Consider the following 16,283-nt stretch of genomic DNA (forward strand, 5'->3'; position numbering starts at 1 on the left):
AAGTGGTGCGAGTGAGTGAGAGTACCAGTAACAGTAACGGTGAATCGTCATGCCTGCGGCAGCGTCTCGGGCAGGGCGTCATCCACCAGTTCGATCCAGTGACTTACCGGCGTGCGTCCGGCGCTCGAGAGATGCGTCTGACAGCCGATGTTGGCAGTGGCGATGCGCGCAGGCCCGTTGGCCTCCAGCGCCTCAAGCTTGCGGTCTCGCAGCTGGCGTGACAACTCCGGTTGCGTGATCGAGTAGGTGCCGGCGGAACCGCAGCACAGATGCCCCTCGGCGACCGGGGTCAGGGTGAAGCCCAGCGCGCGCAATATCTTCTCCACTTCACCGCCCAGACCCTGGGCATGTTGCAGGGTGCACGGGCAGTGGAAGGCCAGCGGCTGCGGGTCGGGGGAGGCGGCGGAAAGTGTCGGTCGGTCATCGCGGGCGATCTCCTCACCGAGCACCTCGACGATGTCACGCGCCAGGGCACTGACGCGCGCGGCGCGCTCAGCATAGTCCGGGTCATCGGCCAGCATCTCGCCATATTCCTTGACGAAGGCGCCGCAGCCACTGGCGGTCTGCACGATCGCCTCCGCTCCCGCCTCGATGGCCGGCCACCAGGCATCGATGTTGGCACGCATGCGCGCGCGCCCTGCCTGCTGGGCGTTGAGATGATAGTCGATGGCGCCGCAGCAGCCGGCCTCGCGGATCGGCGTGACGCCGATGCCGAAGCGCGCCAGCACGCGGGCGGTGGCGGCGTTGATGTTGGGAGCCAGACCCGGTTGCACGCAGCCCTCCAGCATCAGCACCTGGCGCGAAAGCGCCTGATCAGAAGGCGTCGCGGTGACGGGGCCGGCCGGGTGCTCAGCGTGACGGTCGCGCTCGCGGGCCAGCGGGATCTTGTCGGCCAGCGCGCCCGGCGCAAGCGGGCGGAAGCGCACCCCGAGTGCCAGCAAGGCCTTGAAGCGAGCAGGCTCGACCAGCGCATGGCGTAGCCCGGTGCGCAGCAGGCGCTCACGCCAGGGGCGTCCGACACGCCGTTCCAGTTCCTGACGGCCGATATCCAGCAAGGTGTGATATTGCACGCCTGACGGGCAGGTGGTCTCGCAGCTGCGACAGCTCAGGCAGCGATCCAGATGCTGCTGTGTCTCGCGGGTGATCTGCGTTGCCTGCTCGCGAACTGCCTCGTCGGGACTTTCGGGGTCGCTTTCCAGCAGCTGCTTGATCAGATAGATGCGTCCACGCGGTCCATCGCGCTCATCGCCCAGCAGCTGATAGGTCGGGCAGGTGGCATTGCAGAAGCCGCAATGCACACAGCTGCGCAGAACCTTGTCGGCTCGCTGGATGTGCGGCCTGGCAAGTGCGGCGTCACTGAAGTGGGTCTGCATTCAGGTGCGTCTCCCGTCATGAAGTGAATCACATCTCGGCATATAGACGACCGGGATTGAGGATGCCGTGAGGATCCAGCTGCTGCTTGAGCTGGAGGTGATAGCGGGCATTGATGGCGGCCAGTGGCATCAGTGGACTGTCCTCGGCAGCGACGGCTCCTGGGGTGTAGCAGATGGCATGGCCACCCAGCCGGCTGGCCAGCGAACGAACCCTGTCAGCGGGGGCGTCGCTGTAAAGCCAGCGCTGGGCGCCTGCCCAGTCACACAGCAGGTCGGCGTCCTCAAGATGACCCAGCAGCTCGCTGACGGCGGCTTGCCATTCGACGTGATCCAGTGCCAGCGGCAAGGACAGTCGCCACAGGGCCTGATGTGGCGCACGCGCGGTGAAGAAGGGCAGGCGATGCTCACGCAGCTCAGTCCAGTGCGCCGATGCCTGATCAGGCATCAACACCTCGCCACCCAATTGCTCGCGCCCGGCCTGGACCGAACGCTCGCCCCCTTCCAGGCGCAGGGTGAGGCGACCGTCATGCCAGCTGGTCGCGGTGACCGGCAGCGGCGTGCGCCCCCAGGCATCCAGGCGAGTCAGCGCCTCGGCGAGACTGAGCTCCAAGCACAGCGATTCGCTCGCCACCGGTCGCGGCATCACCTTGAGCGAGACTTCGCTGATCACGCCCAGCGTGCCCTGGGCACCGCACATCAGGCGCGAGAGGTCGTAGCCCGCTACGTTCTTCATCACTTCGCCGCCGAAGCGCAGCGCCTTGCCGTCGGCGCTGATGATGCGCGTGCCCAGCACCAGGTCGCGCAGGCTGCCGCTCCAGGGACGGCGTGGGCCGCTGAGTCCAGAGGCGAGAGTGCCGCCGACGGTCGCTGCGGGGCCGAAGTGAGGCGGCTCGCAGCTCAGATGCTGGCCTTGCTCGGCGAGCACGGCTTCCAGCGTCGCCAGTGGGGTGCCGGCACGTACCGAAACCATCAGCTCCACGGGGTCGTAGTGGGTGATGCCGTGGTGCGCACGCAGGTCGAGTATTTCCTCGGCAGCCACTTCACGGCCGAGAAAGGCCTTGCTGCCACTGCCGGCGATGCGCAGCGGGCGTCTCGCCTCATGGGCGGCGCGGACCTGCTCGCAAAGTGCCTCACTGGCATCGTGTTCCTGCGTGTGCTGGCTGGCGGCAGGTGTGGCGCACTCGGCATGGCTTGGCACCTGATCCTGGAGCGAATCATCTGGCTCTGGCATGGCATATCTCTATGAAGTGGCGATGAAGTGGCGATGAAGTGGCTATGAAGTGGCGATGAAGTGGCGAAAATCAGGTGGCAGAAGGTCTGGTGGCGGCGAATTCAAGAGCTGTCTAGAAACGCGGAAGCTCCGGATGTGGCAGCTGGTTGTCATGCACATGCATGGCACCGAATTCGGCACAGCGCGCCAGCGTCGGGATGTTCTTACCGGGATTGAGCAGCCCGGTGGGGTCGAAGGCAGCCTTCACGGCATGGAAGACGCTGATCTCCTCGTGATTGAACTGCGCGCACATCTGGTTGATCTTCTCGCGGCCCACGCCATGTTCACCGGTGATGCTGCCGCCGGCGGCCACGCACAGTTCCAGAATCCTGCCGCCGACCTCCTCGGCCAGCTCAAGCTCCCCGGGCTTGTTGGCATCGAACAGGATCAGCGGGTGCATGTTGCCGTCACCGGCATGGAAGACATTGGCCACCGCGAGCCCCGATTGGCGCGAGAGTTCGGCGATACCGTTGAGCACGGCGGGCAGTTCGCGGCGCGGGATGGTGCCATCCATGCAGTAATAATCGGGCGACATGCGACCCACGGCAGGGAAGGCATTCTTGCGTCCGGCCCAGAAGCGCGCGCGCTCGGCCTCATCACGGGCGAGCCGGATCTCGGTGGCACCGGCGCGTTCCAGCACCTCGCGAACCCGTGCGCAATCATCAACGACATCGGCCTCGGTACCATCCAGCTCGCAGAGCAGGATGGCCGCGGCCTCCACCGGATAGCCCGCGTGGATGAAATCTTCAGCGGCGCGGATGGCGAGATTGTCCATCATCTCGAGCCCGCCGGGGATGATGCCGCAGGCGATGATGTCGCCCACCGCACGGCCGGCCTTGTCGATATCGGCGAAGCTTGCCATCAGCACCTTGGCCGTCTCGGGGCGGGGCAGCAGTCGCACCGTGACTTCCGTGACCACGCCCAGCATGCCTTCGGAGCCTGTCATCAGCGCCAGCAGGTCCAGTCCGGGGGAGTCGAGGCTGTCGGCGCCGATCGTCATCGCCTCGCCCTCGATGGTCAGCACCTCGAGCTTGAGCAGGTTGTGCACGGTGAGGCCGTACTTGAGACAGTGCACACCGCCGGCATTCTCGGCCACGTTGCCGCCGATGGAGCAGGCGATCTGCGAGGAGGGGTCCGGCGCATAGTAGAGCCCGTATGGGGCGGCAGCTTCTGAAATGGCCAGGTTGCGCACCCCGGGTTGCAGGCGCGCGGTACGCGCATCGGGGTCGATCTCGAGAATTCGCGCCATGCGCGACATCACCAGCAGCACGCCTTGTTCCAGCGGCAAGGCGCCGCCGGAAAGGCCAGTGCCAGCACCGCGCGTGACCACCGGAACCCCCAGCGAGTGGCATTCGCGCAGCAGGGCGGCGACCTGTTCGACATGCTCGGGCAGCGCGACCAGCATCGGCATGACGCGATAGGCCGCCAGTCCATCACATTCGAAGGGATGCAGATCCTCTTCGCGATGCAGCAGGGTGAGGTCGGGCAGCAGCGTGGTGAGGTGCGCCAGTACCCGGGACTTGTCGTGCTGGGGGAGAGGGCCATCCAGCGTCGGGTCATACAGGATATTCATGCCATGCCTCCAGGAGAGTCCGGTACTCGCGATGCCGTGTCGGGTGTCCATTGCGCCGGTGATGCATGCGGCGTGTCGGGTGTGCAGGTCACGATGCGTGGGTGTGTCTCCAATCTGGCAGTGAGGGCTGCGCCTTGTCCATGCGAAGCCACAGTGGTCTGACCAGACATTCGTCTAGTTCATGTCATCGGGTGTCGCTGGCGACAGGAGAGCTCGCTAGTGTAGAGAGCGTGGTCTGACCAGTGAGAAGGGCGGCAGTCTCCTTGCCGCATGTGGGCAGGCGAGCGGCAGACGAGAGACGAGTACCCCGGGAGAGGCCAGCCGGGCTGGCTCGGCCGGTTCATCAGGGGAGGGGCAGGGATGCAGGTGTCAGAGAGAATGGCGTGCGGTGAGCAGCGTGCGCCGGAGCATGCGGCGGCGCGCCTCGAGCAGTTGATACTGGATGGTGTGCTCAAGCCGGGGCAGATGATTCCTTCGGAACGCAGGCTCTGTGAGCGACTGGGTATCTCACGCGCCTCGCTGCGCGAAGGGCTGAGGCTGTTGCGTGGCAAGGGCATCATCGAGACGCGCCACGGCAAGGGCTCGAGCGTCGCTCAGCTGTTGCCGAGCGGCGATATCAGTCCGTTGATGCACCTGTTTCGGGACCAGCCGCGCACCTTGTATGACCTGCTCGAGGTGCGCGCGCTGCTGGAGGGGCAGTCGGCGCGACTGGCCGCCCAGCGCGGCACGCCGGCGGATAGAGTACTGATCCGGCGTCATTACGAGGCAATGGCGGCCTGCGTGCGCGAGTATCCGCCGGACTTTCCGTCCTCAGCGCAGGGTGATGAGGTGCTGCCGGATGCCCAGCAGCTGGCGCGTCACGACCACGCCTTTCACCACGCCATCTGTGAGGCATCCCACAATCCGGTGCTGGTGCATACGCTCAAGGGCATCAATGACCTGCTGCTCAGCTCGGTGTTCGCCTCGCTGCGCAATCTCTACCATCGGCCGATTCCCCGCGGCCAGATCAATGCTCAGCACACGGCCATCTATCGTGCGGTGATGGACCAGCAGCCGGACGCTGCCGAAAGCGCGGCGCTGGACCACCTGCACGGCATTCGCGACAGTCTGCGTGAGCTGGAAGCGGAAGATGAGCGGCTCATCCGCTCTGCCATGCGCCTGGAAGGCTTCGAGTAGCGCGCAGGGTTTGAGAGCTGGCCTTGAGAGCTGATCTTGAGAACAGGCTTCGAGGTCAGGCGTATGGCCAGGCTGGCAAGCGGGGCGGACTCAAGGCAAAGTGGTCAGCTCATCATTCAGGACAACGTGCTGCCTTCATGTGGAAACTCTCTTCCGCGAGTGATTGGCTCGACCGCCTCAATCAATCCCGCCACGCCATGCTGTGGCTGTTCATCGCCTCGATGCTGGAAACCCTTTTGATCCCGATTCCCATCGAGGTCATCCTGATCCCGTGGATGCTGCGCCATCCCGAGCGCCGCTGGCGAGTGGCCGCGGTGGCATTGGCCGGCAACCTCACCGCGGCGCTGCTGGGGTTCTATCTCGGGGCCTATGCACTGGCGGCGTGGGGCGATGGGTTGATCAGCTTCTTCGGCGGCCAGCAGGCCTTCGAAGCCTTCCAGCAGCGCTTCAGCGAGCAGGGCTTCCTCGCCATCATGCTGATCGGCATCGTGCCGATTCCCTTTCAGAGCGCCATGCTGGTCGCCGGTGCCAGCGGGTATCCGGTCGGGCTGTTCCTGCTGGCGGCGCTGGTCGGGCGCGGGGTGCGCTATTTCGGTCTGGCGGCACTGGTGGCACTGGTCGAGGATCAGGCGATGGCCCTCTGGCAACGCTATTCACGCCCGCTGGGCGTGATCGGGCTGACCCTGACGGGCGTGTGGTTATGGCAGGCGTTCATCGCCTGATCTGCCGGCAGTCGCCAGCAACGCCTTGCCACGCTGATAGTCGGCCTGCCAGATCTCATCGGGCACCATGCTGCCGCCGGTGGCCCATATGACATGGGTGGTGCTGGCCTGCACTTCGCCGTCATCCAGCCCGACAGCCGCTCGCCAGGCGTGCCACTCGGGAGCGTCATTGCGCAGCACGCGGATGATGCCGGGCACCCCGGCCAGCGCCGATGGCTCAAGCTTGAGCCCTTCGCTGTCATGCGCCAGCGCCAGCCATTCGAGCATGCTGTCATCCGACAGGGTGTAGATGCCACTGAGCAGCGGTGCCATCACCTGTCCGACGAAGGCCGAGGCGCGCCCCACCGCCAGGCCATCGGCACAGGTGCGATTGTCCAGTCCGATATCCTCCACCGCGATGCCGTCATGCTTCCCGGTCAACATGCCCAGCAGCATGCAGGGGGAATTGACCGGCTCGGCGAAGAAGCAGTGCACGGCGTCACCGAAGACCTGCTTGAGGCCGTAGGCCACGCCGCCCGGGCCGCCGCCGACGCCACAGGGCAGGTAGACGCACAGCGGATGGCGGGCATCCACGGCAATCCCCTGATCCTCGAGCTGCCGCGCGAGGCGGCTGGCTGCCGTGGCGTAGCCCATGAACAGATCCCGCGAGCTTTCATCATCGATGAAGTGGGCGTCTGGCTGCTGCGCCTCCCGGCGTCCAGCCTCGACCGCCTTGCTGTAATCGCCGCTGTGCTCCACGACCTCTGCGCCACGCGAGCGCAGCAGATCCTTCTTCCACTGCTTGGCATCCGCCGACATGTGGACGGTGACGCGAAAGCCGAGTCGGGCACTCATGATCCCGATGCTGAGTCCCAAGTTGCCGGTGGAGCCCACCAGTATCCGCTGGTTGGCCAGCAGTGCCTGAATCGCGGGGTGTTCGAAGGCGCGATAGTCGTCATCAAGACGCACAAGCCCTGCGTCAACGGCGAGACGCTCGGCATGCTTGAGCACCTCGTGGATGCCACCACGTGCCTTGATGGACCCTGAGATCGGCAGTTGATGGTCACATTTGATCATCAGGCGGCCGGGGAGTGTCTGCCCGGAGGCATGGGAGGTATCAGGCGTGGCAAGGGACTCGCCCAGCGCCTGCTGCAAGCTGGGCGCTGCCACCAGCGGTGATTCAATGCGCCCTGACGCGGCGGCCGTCTCGGGAAAGGCCTCGGCAATCCAGGGCGCGAAACGTGCCAGGCGCGCCTCGGCAGCCTCGATATCCTGTTCGCCCACGCCACTTGCCTGCAATGCCGGCGAGGCCTGCGCTTGCGTGATGTCGAGTCGTCCGGGGTTCAGCCAGCTGATTTCCCGGCGAGCCCTCAGAGTGGCAATTTCCGGATGATGCAGGGTGAGGGCACTCAGATCATGGGGCGTGGCAGACATGCGATGTCCTTGTGATGTGGGGCTCGATTGCGCAGCAATGGGGAACAGGCCTCAGGCTAGCGCGTCCTTGCCCGACATGTCTCGTGATCAATTGGGCCTGCACATTCGGCCCTGCACATGATGCGAGCCGACTCATGCGTCTTCATCAGGCAACGCACGTAGCCCAGCTTTCACATCTGGTAAAGGTCTGTGACAAAAAAGGCCGATTTTTTTGGCCACCCTCGGGATAGAAATGCCAAAGCTGCAGTCATAGTTGGCAGGACATGATGTTATCGCGATGTTATGTCTGGCTTTAACTGTTCTTATCCACCGCCATGCACTGCCTGGCGGTTTTTTTTTGGTCACGAGTGCGTGGTCATCGAGTCAATGCTACGGCGTCATTGCCCGAGAGAACGTCATGACTTGCGTTCGCAAGCGCTTTTCCGTCCTGGCGTGACGCTCCAGAAATCATGACCCGGACATGAATGGGTTAGCTGGCAGGTAATCATGTGAGGCAAGGCCTCGCACATCGGATGGTCGGAGCGACATGAAAAAGCCCGCGCAGACAGGATGTCTGCGCGGGCTTTTTCATGGGCGCTGCATGCTTCTGCATGCTCCTTCATGCGGCGCCATGTCTGGCCAGCGTCGTCAGGCCATCACGCGCCGGATGTCAGTTCAGCAACCCGCCTGCATGGTGAGCAGGGCACTCAGGACATCACGACGTGTCACCACACCGATCAGGCGTCCCTGTTCCACCACGGGATAGACCTTGGGCTGATGACCATTCATGCGCTGTGCAAGGTCGGTGATGCTGTCATTGGGGCCGACACTCAGGACCTCGTGACGCATGAGGTCACCGACTTGTGCGTGCTGGCCGCAGTGATAGGCGCTGTCGAGCAGCTTGCCGAGGATGTCCTGCTCCGAGATGAAACCGACCAGACGATCCAGGTCATCGACCACAGGCGCACCCGGCAGACGGTGATGGGTCAGGCCGTGGGCGAATTCCAGGATGCTGGTGCGTGCCTTCACCCGATAACAGTCGCGGGACATGATGTCGCGAAGGGTCGAAGGGACCTTCAGTTGTGTGGCTTTCATGGGCAGGTCTCCTGCTTCGCCGCTGACGACGCCCGGGCAGGGAGTCGTTCGATGGATGTCGGCTACCCGCCAGGCGGTAGCCGACGGCATGTCGATGTCTCGTTCAGAGCATAGAGCATCCCATCGTGAGCTGCCCGACGCCGCTTGTCGCCTTGTCTCGGGGAGTCCGATCGCCAGTGGCCATCAGACTCCCCGAGCGTCGTGCGGCGAGATCAGTCGCCCGGGCCGCACTCCATGCAGCGTTCGACCACGGCCGGCCCCAGCTGCAGGTTGGCATTGAGATCCCGCAGCGCGGTGCGCAGACCTTCCTCGATCACCGGGTGATAGAAGGGCATTTCCAGCATCTGCTCGATGGTCATGCGCTGCTGATGGGACCAGGCCAGCAGGTGGGCGAGGTGCTCGGCACGGGGACCGAAGATCTCGGCACCCAGCAGCAGGCCAGTGCCTTGCTCGCCATAGACGCGCAGCATGCCCTTGTTCATGCGCATCACGCGGGAGCGGCCTTGGCCGGTGAAGTCGACTTCGCCGACCGCGTAGCAGTCGCAGGCACCGTAGCGCTGTTCGATCTCGGCGGTGGAGAGGCCGATGGTCGCCATCTGCGGATCGCTGAAGACGACGGCGATGGTGCTCTTGCGGTGACCGGCACGCACCTCGGGGAAGCGACCGGCGTTGTCACCGGCGATACGGCCCTCGTCGGAGGCCTCGTGCAGCAGCGGCAGGTCGTTGTTGGCGTCGCCGGCGATGAAGACATGGCTCGGGGTGTCATCGCTCAGGCGAGTCTGCAGGGTGTGGCGATTGAAGATCGGCACGCCGCGCTCGTCCAGCTTCAGCCCGAGGGCGTCGATATTGAGACGATCGACATTCGGGCGACGACCGGTGGCCGCGAGCAGATAGTCGAAACGTTCGGTCAGGCGAGCTTCGCTGCCACGCTCGATGAAGGTGATCTCGACACCGGCACCGTTCTCGTCCTCGACACGTTCGATCTTCTCGACCTTGGCGTCCGGGTCCAGATAGAACTCCTCGTTGAAGACGCGATCGGCATTGGCACGCAGCTTCTCGTCACGCAGCGGGCCGATGGCGCCGCCGACGCCGAACATGCGGATGCGCACACCGAGACGCGTGAGCGCCTGGCCCAGCTCCAGCCCGATGACGCCCGGGCCGAAGACGGCGACGGATTCCGGCAGGTCGTCCCACTCGAAGACGTTGTCATTGATGATCAGGCGATCACCGGCATTCTCGAAGAAGCCCGGGTAGCTGGGGCGTGAGCCGGTGGCGATCACGACACGCTCGAAGGTCACGCGGGTCTCGTTGTCGCCGATGATTAGGCTGTTGGCGGTCTCGAAGCGTGCATTGCCGCGCAGCTTGTCCTGCGGCGGGATGCCTTCCACGGACTCGACCACGAAACCGACGAAGCGGTCGCGCTCCCGCTTGACGCGGTCCATCACGGCGCGGCCATCCACCTTGACCTCGCCTTCGATATTGATGCCGAACGGTGCGGTATCACGGGCGTGATGCGCGGCTTCCGCCGCACTGATCAAGAGCTTGGAGGGCATGCAGCCGACACGGGCACAGGTGGTGCCGTAGGGGCCGCCCTCGATCATGACCACGGAATCGGTGTGGGCCTTGGCGGCGCGATAGGCGCCGAGTCCTGCACTGCCTGCGCCGATGATGGCGACTTCAACCTGGCGTTCGTTCACGTCGTACTCCTCAAGGTGCGCCAGCGGCGCACCTGACTGAATGGGGTCTCAGGCGCGGGGGGACCCGCGCATGATGAAACGAGATGGCGATGGGGTTACGTCAGCGTGAAGCGCTCAGGCGCTGGTCAGGCTGCCGAAGTAGCGGGCGACTTCATCGCTGCCGCCGACGTGCTCACCGTCGATCCAGACCTGAGGCACGGTGGCCTGGCCGGTCATGGCGCGCAGGGTGCGAGAGGTCACGCCACGGGTGCCGACTTCGATGACTTCGTAGCTGATGCGGGCTTCATCAAGCATCTGCTTGGCACGTGCGCAGTACGGGCAGCCCGGCTTGCTGAACAAGGTGGCGAAGCTGGGACGGCCGGCTTCCGGGTCCAGATAATCCAGCATGGTGTCGGCGTCGGAGACTTCAAAGGGGTCGCCCGGTTTCTGCGGCTCGATGAACTGCTTCTCGACCACGCCGTTGCGCACCAGCATGGAGTAGCGCCAGCTGCGCTTGCCGAAGCCGATATCGCTCTTGTCGACCAGCATGCCCATGCCCTGTGCGAAGTCACCGTTGCCATCGGCGATCAGGCTCAGGTTCTCGGCTTCCTGATGCTCGCCCCAGGATTCCATGACGAAGGCGTCGTTGACCGACAGGCAGACGATCTCGTCGATCCCGACCGCATAGAAACGATCGGCCAGTTCGTTGTAACGCGGCAGGTGGGTGGAAGAGCAGGTCGGGGTGAAGGCACCCGGCAGGGCGAAGACCACCACGTTGCGGCCTGAGAAGATCTCCTCGCTGGTGCGTTCGACCAGACGGCCGTCGCGGCGAATCTTGAAGCTGACGTTGGGGACTTGCTGGCCTTCGTGTGACTCGAGTTGCATGAAATTGGCTCCGATCTCGACAAGAGAATGTTGAATGGGTTGGCAGGCGATGAAGACTTCGAAAAGGAAAGCAGGACCTCGAAGAATCAGTGCCTTGCGAAACTGGAGCCAGTCTATGCAGATGCCGGGGGCGGGTGAATTTGATTGCATCAAGCGATGCGATAGCTTTTCTTGATGACGTGAGCCTGGGCGACTGAACGTTTGCGGAGTTTTTTGTTCGAAAGCGGTGTGCAGGCTTGATATTGCTCGGTGTCAGCCGCAGGTAGTGGGTAAGTCACAGCATCGTCAGGTTTCGCGCCTGACAAGCGAGGCAGCAGATGAACGCAAAAGAGTACATGGCAAAGCACGGCCTGGATGGCGACAAGGACAAGGAAGAGGACAAGCCTCAGAGTCTGGAAGAACACGCCTGGGCACGTGCACGTGAGTCGGGCAGTCACCGCCCCCGCAGTGGCACGCCACATGACTGGGAGGACTGGGAGCGCTATCACGAGCAACTGGCAGCGGAGTCCGAGTCGCTTGCACAGAAGGTCAATCGTGACTCCCGGGTCAAGTCGCAGGACTCGACAGATGAGGACGAACCGCCACGGAAGCCATGAGTGCGTCATTCGTGTGTCACGCTGCAGGTAGACGTTGGACGAGAGGATCAGGTCACCCAATTCCACCCGCAAGGAGCAAACTATGGATATCATTCGCATCATTCTGGCCATCATCCTTCCGCCGCTGGGCGTACTGATGCAGGTAGGGGTCGCCAACAAGCATTTCTGGATCAACATCATCCTGACCTGTTTCGGCTTCCTGCCGGGGATCATCCACGCCGTGTGGGTCATCACCAAGTTCTGACCCGGTCTGGGCGACACGGTCCGGGCCCCGTGTGGCGGGTTCGCATCCCGTGAGGCATTGCGAACTTGACCGGCTGATTCGACCGGCTGACATGATCGGTGCCGCCACCTGGCTTGGAAAGTTGAAAGATCTGAGGCCCCGTCTGACATTCGTGCAGGCGGGGCTTTCTAGTGGGCGCTCGCCGGGCACGGCCCTTGCCCCGTGAGTCCCGCGAGAGAGGTTCGCGGCGGGAAGCAACGTGCTCATAGTCCAATGTTCAGACTTTCGCATAGCCTGCTTTCAACGCTATTCAGCGGGAGTGCCGCTTGTCGCCTTTGGTCTGCCACCGTAGGGTCAAATGGGAGTGAGAGCAGTGATCACGGGGCGGGTGAAGCCCGGTCGATCGCGGGCTTCGCGATAACAACAACATGATGGATACCACGCATGGTCATGACTGCAGAGCCCGACGCGCCGCAGGAGACCAGCTCCTGCTTCGCGATCTTCAATGATGTGCAAAAGAGCTATGACGGCGAAACGCTGGTGGTCAAGGGCTTCAATCTTGAAGTTCGGCGCGGCGAGTTCGTCACCCTGCTGGGGCCGTCCGGTTCCGGCAAGACCACCTGCCTGATGATGATGGCGGGTTTCGAAACGCCGACTCATGGCGACATCCTTCTCGACGGTACCCCCATCAACGACTTGCCACCGCACAAGCGCGGCATCGGCATGGTCTTCCAGAATTACGCCCTGTTTCCGCACATGAGCGTGGCCGAGAACCTGGCATTTCCGCTGGAAGTGCGCGGCATGAGCAAGGAAGAGATTTCCACCAAGGTGGCCAATGCACTGGACATGGTGCGGCTCGGCGAATTCGGGGATCGCCGCCCGGGGCAACTCTCCGGCGGACAGCAACAGCGGGTCGCCCTGGCGCGCGCGCTGGTCTTCGAGCCGGAACTGGTGCTGATGGATGAGCCGCTGGGGGCGCTTGACAAGAATCTGCGTGAAGAGATGCAGTTCGAGATCAAGCGCATCCACCAGCGTCTCGGCGTCACCATGCTCTACGTGACCCATGATCAGACGGAAGCGCTGACCATGTCGGACCGCATCGCGGTCTTCAATGATGGCATCGTCCAGCAGCTGGCGACCCCCGAGGCGCTATATGAAGCGCCGGAGAATGCCTTCGTCGCCTATTTCATCGGCGAGAACAACCGCCTCAACGGGCAGGTCACACAGCTGGCAGCACAAGACGCGCATTGCACCGTGACCCTCGACAGTGGCGAGCAGGTGCGGGCACTCAAGGTCGCCGTCAATGAGATTGGCGAGCGTACCCAGCTGTCGCTCCGCCCGGAGCGGGTGCGTCTGCTGTCCAGCGAAGAGGCAGGTGTTTCATCCCCTCCCGACAATGTCTTTACCGCCGAGGTGCTTGAGGTGATCTATCTTGGAGATCATCTGCGCACGCGAGTGGCGGTATGTGGCAGTGACGAATTCATCATCAAGACACCCAATGCCGAAGGCTATCCACCCTTGCGGCCCGGACAGACATTGCAGGTCGGGTGGGATGCCTGCGATTGCCGAGCACTGGATGCCTGACGACAGCACAGGAGACGAACGCAGGCCTTACCCGAGAGAGCAACAGCACGATTCGCGACAAGAGTGCAGTACAACAACAAGAATTCAGGGAGATTCACCCATGTCAGTGATCAATCGATTCATCTCTTCACGTCGCATCGCCCAGGTGTCGCGTTCCTGCGCAGGGGCCAGCATGCCACTGCGTGCCGCTCTGGTCGTGGCGGTCGCCACGGCAAGCCTTGGCGCCACCGCAGCTCAGGCCGAGACACTCAATATCGTGTCGTGGGGCGGGGCGTACAGTGAAAGCCAGCTCAAGGCCTATCACGAGCCATGGGAAGAGAAGAGCGGCGATACCGTCGTCAATATCGACAAGTCGTCCAATGCGCTCTCGGGGCTGCGTGCCCAGGTACAGGCAGGCAACGTCACCTGGGATCTGGTCGACATGTTGCCCAGCGACGCGCTGATCGCCTGCTCCGAAGGGCTGATCGAGCCGCTGGACCCGGACACCCTGTTCGCGGCAGCGCCGGATGGAACACCGGCCAGTGAGGATTTCATCGAAGGCTCGCTCAGTGAGTGCTTCGTGCCGCAGATCGTCTATTCCAACATCGTGGCCTTCAATACCGAGATGTTCCCCGAGGACAAGCAGCCGGATTCCATCGATGATGTCTTCAATCTCGAGGAGTTCCCCGGCAAGCGTGCGTTGCAGAAGAAGCCGATCAACAACATGGAATGGGCACTGGTCGCTGATGGTGTGGCACCGGAAGAGGTCTACGACATGCTGGAGACCGATGAAGGCATCGAGCGTGCCTTCGCCAAGCTCGATACCATCAAGGACAGCGTCATCTGGTGGGAGGAGGGTGCCCAGCCGCCGCAGCTGCTGGCGGACAAGGAAGTGGCCTTCGCCTCTGCCTACAACGGCCGTATCTTCAATGCCGAGGTCAACGAGAAGCAGCCCTTCGCCATCGTCTGGGATGCTCAGGTGTTCGAGCTGGACGGCTGGGTCGTCCCGACCGGCAAGCTCGACAAGGTCAAGGATTACCTGATGTTTGCCACCGACACCCAGCGTCTGGCGGACCAGGCCAAGTACATCTCCTACGGCCCGGCACGTACCTCGTCTGCGGCGCTGGTCTCGACCCACGCCGATACGGGCATCGACATGAAGCCGCACATGCCGACCTATGGCCCCAACTTCGAGACTGCCATTCCCAAGGATGACGAGTTCTGGGCCGACAACCTCGATGAGCTGAGCCAGCGCTTCAACGCCTGGCTGGCACGCTGATTCCGCACTGACCCGATGGCCCCGGTGGCGCACGACCGCGCGCCGGGGCCTTTTTGATCATGCCTGATCGCCCGGCAGTTCGTGCTCGTCCCCGCCTTCACGTGCGGGAATCGGCTGACGGCTCAGGCATCCTCGGATAGCCGATCAAGGAGTGCAGGATGAGCGATTCCTCCGCCCCGGCCACGTCCGGAAGCGCAGAACATGACCCCAATGGAGCCCCCGGCGCGGCACTGACCACCGCCGACGGCGTGCCCCTGAAACAGAGTCTCAATCGTGCCATCCGCCGCAGCCGTCTCAAGGCGTTGCTGCTGGTGGCACCGCTGTTGATCTTCATCGGGCTGGCCTTCGTCATGCCCATCTTCGACATGCTGTCGCGCAGTGTCGACAACCCGGAAGTCTCCACCTATCTGCCGCGCACCAGTGAGGCGCTGGTTGACTGGGACGGCGAGGGATTGCCGGATGAGGCTACCTACGCCGCGCTGGCAGATGACCTTGCCGCGGGCCTCAAGGCGCGCAATCTCGGGCGTGTCGCTTCACGTCTCAACTATGAAATGTCGGGCATGCGCTCACTGTTCATGAAGAGTGCACGCAAGGCCGCTCGCATGGAGGCCCCTTACAAGGCGGCATTGATCGAGGCCGATGAGTCCTGGCAGGACCCGGACATCTGGCGCTTGATCAAGCGCGAGTCCACGCCTTACACGGCTTCCTACTATCTGGCGGCGATGGATCGTCAGTTCTCTCCCACTGGCGAGATCGTCGAGAAGCCGGAATATCTGCAGATCCATGTCTCGCTGTTCATCCGCACCTTCTGGATGAGCGCCGCGATCACCGGGCTATGTCTGTTGCTGGCCTATCCGGTGGCCTGGCTGCTGGCGACCCTGCCTGCCGGGCGCGGCAATCTGCTGATGATTCTGGTGTTGCTGCCGTTCTGGACTTCGCTTCTGGTACGCACCACGACATGGATCGCGATCCTGCAGCAGCAGGGGGTGCTCAACGACATGCTGGTGGGCGTCGGGATACTCGCCGAGGAGGCGCGCATCCAGATGATCTACAACAAGACCGGCACCATCATCGCGATGACCCACATCCTGCTGCCCTTCATGATCCTGCCGCTGTACTCGGTCATGAAGACCATTCCGCCCAGCTACATGCACGCGGCGCGCTCGCTGGGTGCCGGGCCGATCACCGCCTTCCGACGCGTCTACTTCCCGCAGACCCTGCCGGGTATCGGAGCAGGCTCGATTCTGGTCTTCATCCTCTCCATCGGCTACTACATCACGCCGGCACTGGTGGGCGGGCAGTCGGGCCGCTTCATCACCAACTTCATCGCCTATCACATGCAGACCTCGCTCAACTGGGGACTGGCAGCGGCCATTGGCTCGATCCTGCTGGTCGTGGTGATCCTCTTCTATCTCGTCTACAACCGCCTGATCGGTGTCGACAAGGTCAAACTGGGGTGA

General features: G+C 63.4%; 14 protein-coding genes. 7 read left to right on the top strand and 7 right to left on the bottom strand.

What is annotated here, in order from left to right:
• Positions 1 to 47: 47 nt before the first annotated feature.
• From glcF to glcD, 3 genes are all read right to left on the bottom strand, one after another.
• Positions 48 to 1,373, bottom strand: a complete 1,326-nt coding sequence (gene glcF, locus AC26AR_RS05640; protein WP_488107702.1) for a glycolate oxidase subunit GlcF — start codon at positions 1,371 to 1,373, stop codon at positions 48 to 50.
• A gap of 28 nt (positions 1,374 to 1,401) precedes the next feature.
• Positions 1,402 to 2,604, bottom strand: coding sequence for a glycolate oxidase subunit GlcE (gene glcE / locus AC26AR_RS05645; RefSeq protein ID WP_488107703.1), 1,203 nt, complete (start codon positions 2,602 to 2,604; stop codon positions 1,402 to 1,404).
• A 112-nt stretch (positions 2,605 to 2,716) separates the two neighbouring features.
• On the bottom strand, positions 2,717 to 4,216 hold the full coding sequence (gene glcD, locus AC26AR_RS05650) for a glycolate oxidase subunit GlcD (protein ID WP_488107704.1): 1,500 nt from the start codon (positions 4,214 to 4,216) through the stop codon (positions 2,717 to 2,719).
• 360 nt (positions 4,217 to 4,576) lie between these two features.
• Here glcD and glcC point away from each other — a divergent pair, with 360 nt between their 5' ends.
• Both glcC and AC26AR_RS05660 read left to right on the top strand, forming a co-directional pair.
• The gene (gene glcC, locus AC26AR_RS05655) at positions 4,577 to 5,392 is read left to right on the top strand and encodes a transcriptional regulator GlcC (protein WP_218015034.1); all 816 of its coding nucleotides are present in this window, start codon (positions 4,577 to 4,579) and stop codon (positions 5,390 to 5,392) included.
• Positions 5,393 to 5,529: 137 nt separating this feature from the next.
• Positions 5,530 to 6,114, top strand: coding sequence for a YqaA family protein (locus AC26AR_RS05660; RefSeq protein WP_084209012.1), 585 nt, complete (start codon positions 5,530 to 5,532; stop codon positions 6,112 to 6,114).
• On the opposite strand, the gene dsdA is transcribed toward AC26AR_RS05660, so the two are convergent.
• From dsdA to AC26AR_RS05680, 4 genes are all read right to left on the bottom strand, one after another.
• The gene (gene dsdA / locus AC26AR_RS05665; protein ID WP_488107705.1) at positions 6,091 to 7,527 is read right to left on the bottom strand and encodes a D-serine ammonia-lyase; all 1,437 of its coding nucleotides are present in this window, start codon (positions 7,525 to 7,527) and stop codon (positions 6,091 to 6,093) included. The two genes, AC26AR_RS05660 and dsdA, sit on opposite strands and share 24 nt — an antisense overlap.
• Before the next feature lie 654 nt (positions 7,528 to 8,181).
• Positions 8,182 to 8,601, bottom strand: a complete 420-nt coding sequence (locus tag AC26AR_RS05670; protein ID WP_084209010.1) for a CBS domain-containing protein — start codon at positions 8,599 to 8,601, stop codon at positions 8,182 to 8,184.
• Positions 8,602 to 8,813: 212 nt separating this feature from the next.
• Entirely contained in the window at positions 8,814 to 10,298 is a 1,485-nt protein-coding gene (locus AC26AR_RS05675; RefSeq protein WP_077372695.1) for a dihydrolipoyl dehydrogenase, read from the bottom strand.
• 114 nt (positions 10,299 to 10,412) lie between these two features.
• A complete protein-coding gene (locus AC26AR_RS05680; protein WP_077372697.1) occupies positions 10,413 to 11,162 on the bottom strand; it encodes a glutathione peroxidase in 750 nt (249 codons plus the stop codon).
• Between the two features lie 335 nt (positions 11,163 to 11,497).
• On the opposite strand from AC26AR_RS05680, the gene AC26AR_RS05685 reads away from it, so the two are divergent.
• The 5 genes from AC26AR_RS05685 (at position 11,498) to AC26AR_RS05705 (ending at position 16,283) form a co-directional block, all read left to right on the top strand.
• On the top strand, positions 11,498 to 11,758 hold the full coding sequence (locus tag AC26AR_RS05685; protein WP_240499559.1) for a hypothetical protein: 261 nt from the start codon (positions 11,498 to 11,500) through the stop codon (positions 11,756 to 11,758).
• A gap of 82 nt (positions 11,759 to 11,840) precedes the next feature.
• Complete coding sequence (locus AC26AR_RS05690; protein WP_043334518.1) at positions 11,841 to 12,002, top strand: YqaE/Pmp3 family membrane protein; 162 nt, start codon at positions 11,841 to 11,843, stop codon at positions 12,000 to 12,002.
• A 423-nt stretch (positions 12,003 to 12,425) separates the two neighbouring features.
• Positions 12,426 to 13,565, top strand: coding sequence for an ABC transporter ATP-binding protein (locus AC26AR_RS05695; protein ID WP_307722833.1), 1,140 nt, complete (start codon positions 12,426 to 12,428; stop codon positions 13,563 to 13,565).
• 100 nt (positions 13,566 to 13,665) lie between these two features.
• Positions 13,666 to 14,823 (top strand): extracellular solute-binding protein, encoded by a 1,158-nt coding sequence (locus tag AC26AR_RS05700; RefSeq protein WP_240499558.1) that lies wholly within the window; start codon positions 13,666 to 13,668, stop codon positions 14,821 to 14,823.
• Between the two features lie 158 nt (positions 14,824 to 14,981).
• Positions 14,982 to 16,283 (top strand): ABC transporter permease, encoded by a 1,302-nt coding sequence (locus AC26AR_RS05705; RefSeq protein WP_488107706.1) that lies wholly within the window; start codon positions 14,982 to 14,984, stop codon positions 16,281 to 16,283.

The organism is Cobetia sp. PS-4MA (assembly GCF_057670765.1).

Bases quoted from the DNA above. Each gene is read 5' to 3' on its own strand.
- AC26AR_RS05695 (WP_307722833.1), top strand. From the start codon at position 12,426: ATGGTCATGACTGCAGAGCCCGACGCGCCGCAGGAGACCAGCTCCTGC.
- glcC (WP_218015034.1), top strand. From the start codon at position 4,577: ATGCAGGTGTCAGAGAGAATGGCGTGCGGTGAGCAGCGTGCGCCGGAG.
- dsdA (WP_488107705.1), bottom strand. From the start codon at position 7,527: ATGTCTGCCACGCCCCATGATCTGAGTGCCCTCACCCTGCATCATCCG.
- glcE (WP_488107703.1), bottom strand. From the start codon at position 2,604: ATGCCAGAGCCAGATGATTCGCTCCAGGATCAGGTGCCAAGCCATGCC.
- AC26AR_RS05690 (WP_043334518.1), top strand. From the start codon at position 11,841: ATGGATATCATTCGCATCATTCTGGCCATCATCCTTCCGCCGCTGGGC.
- glcF (WP_488107702.1), bottom strand. From the start codon at position 1,373: ATGCAGACCCACTTCAGTGACGCCGCACTTGCCAGGCCGCACATCCAG.
- AC26AR_RS05700 (WP_240499558.1), top strand. From the start codon at position 13,666: ATGTCAGTGATCAATCGATTCATCTCTTCACGTCGCATCGCCCAGGTG.
- AC26AR_RS05660 (WP_084209012.1), top strand. From the start codon at position 5,530: ATGTGGAAACTCTCTTCCGCGAGTGATTGGCTCGACCGCCTCAATCAA.
- AC26AR_RS05680 (WP_077372697.1), bottom strand. From the start codon at position 11,162: ATGCAACTCGAGTCACACGAAGGCCAGCAAGTCCCCAACGTCAGCTTC.
- glcD (WP_488107704.1), bottom strand. From the start codon at position 4,216: ATGAATATCCTGTATGACCCGACGCTGGATGGCCCTCTCCCCCAGCAC.
- AC26AR_RS05670 (WP_084209010.1), bottom strand. From the start codon at position 8,601: ATGAAAGCCACACAACTGAAGGTCCCTTCGACCCTTCGCGACATCATG.
- AC26AR_RS05685 (WP_240499559.1), top strand. From the start codon at position 11,498: ATGGCAAAGCACGGCCTGGATGGCGACAAGGACAAGGAAGAGGACAAG.
- AC26AR_RS05705 (WP_488107706.1), top strand. From the start codon at position 14,982: ATGAGCGATTCCTCCGCCCCGGCCACGTCCGGAAGCGCAGAACATGAC.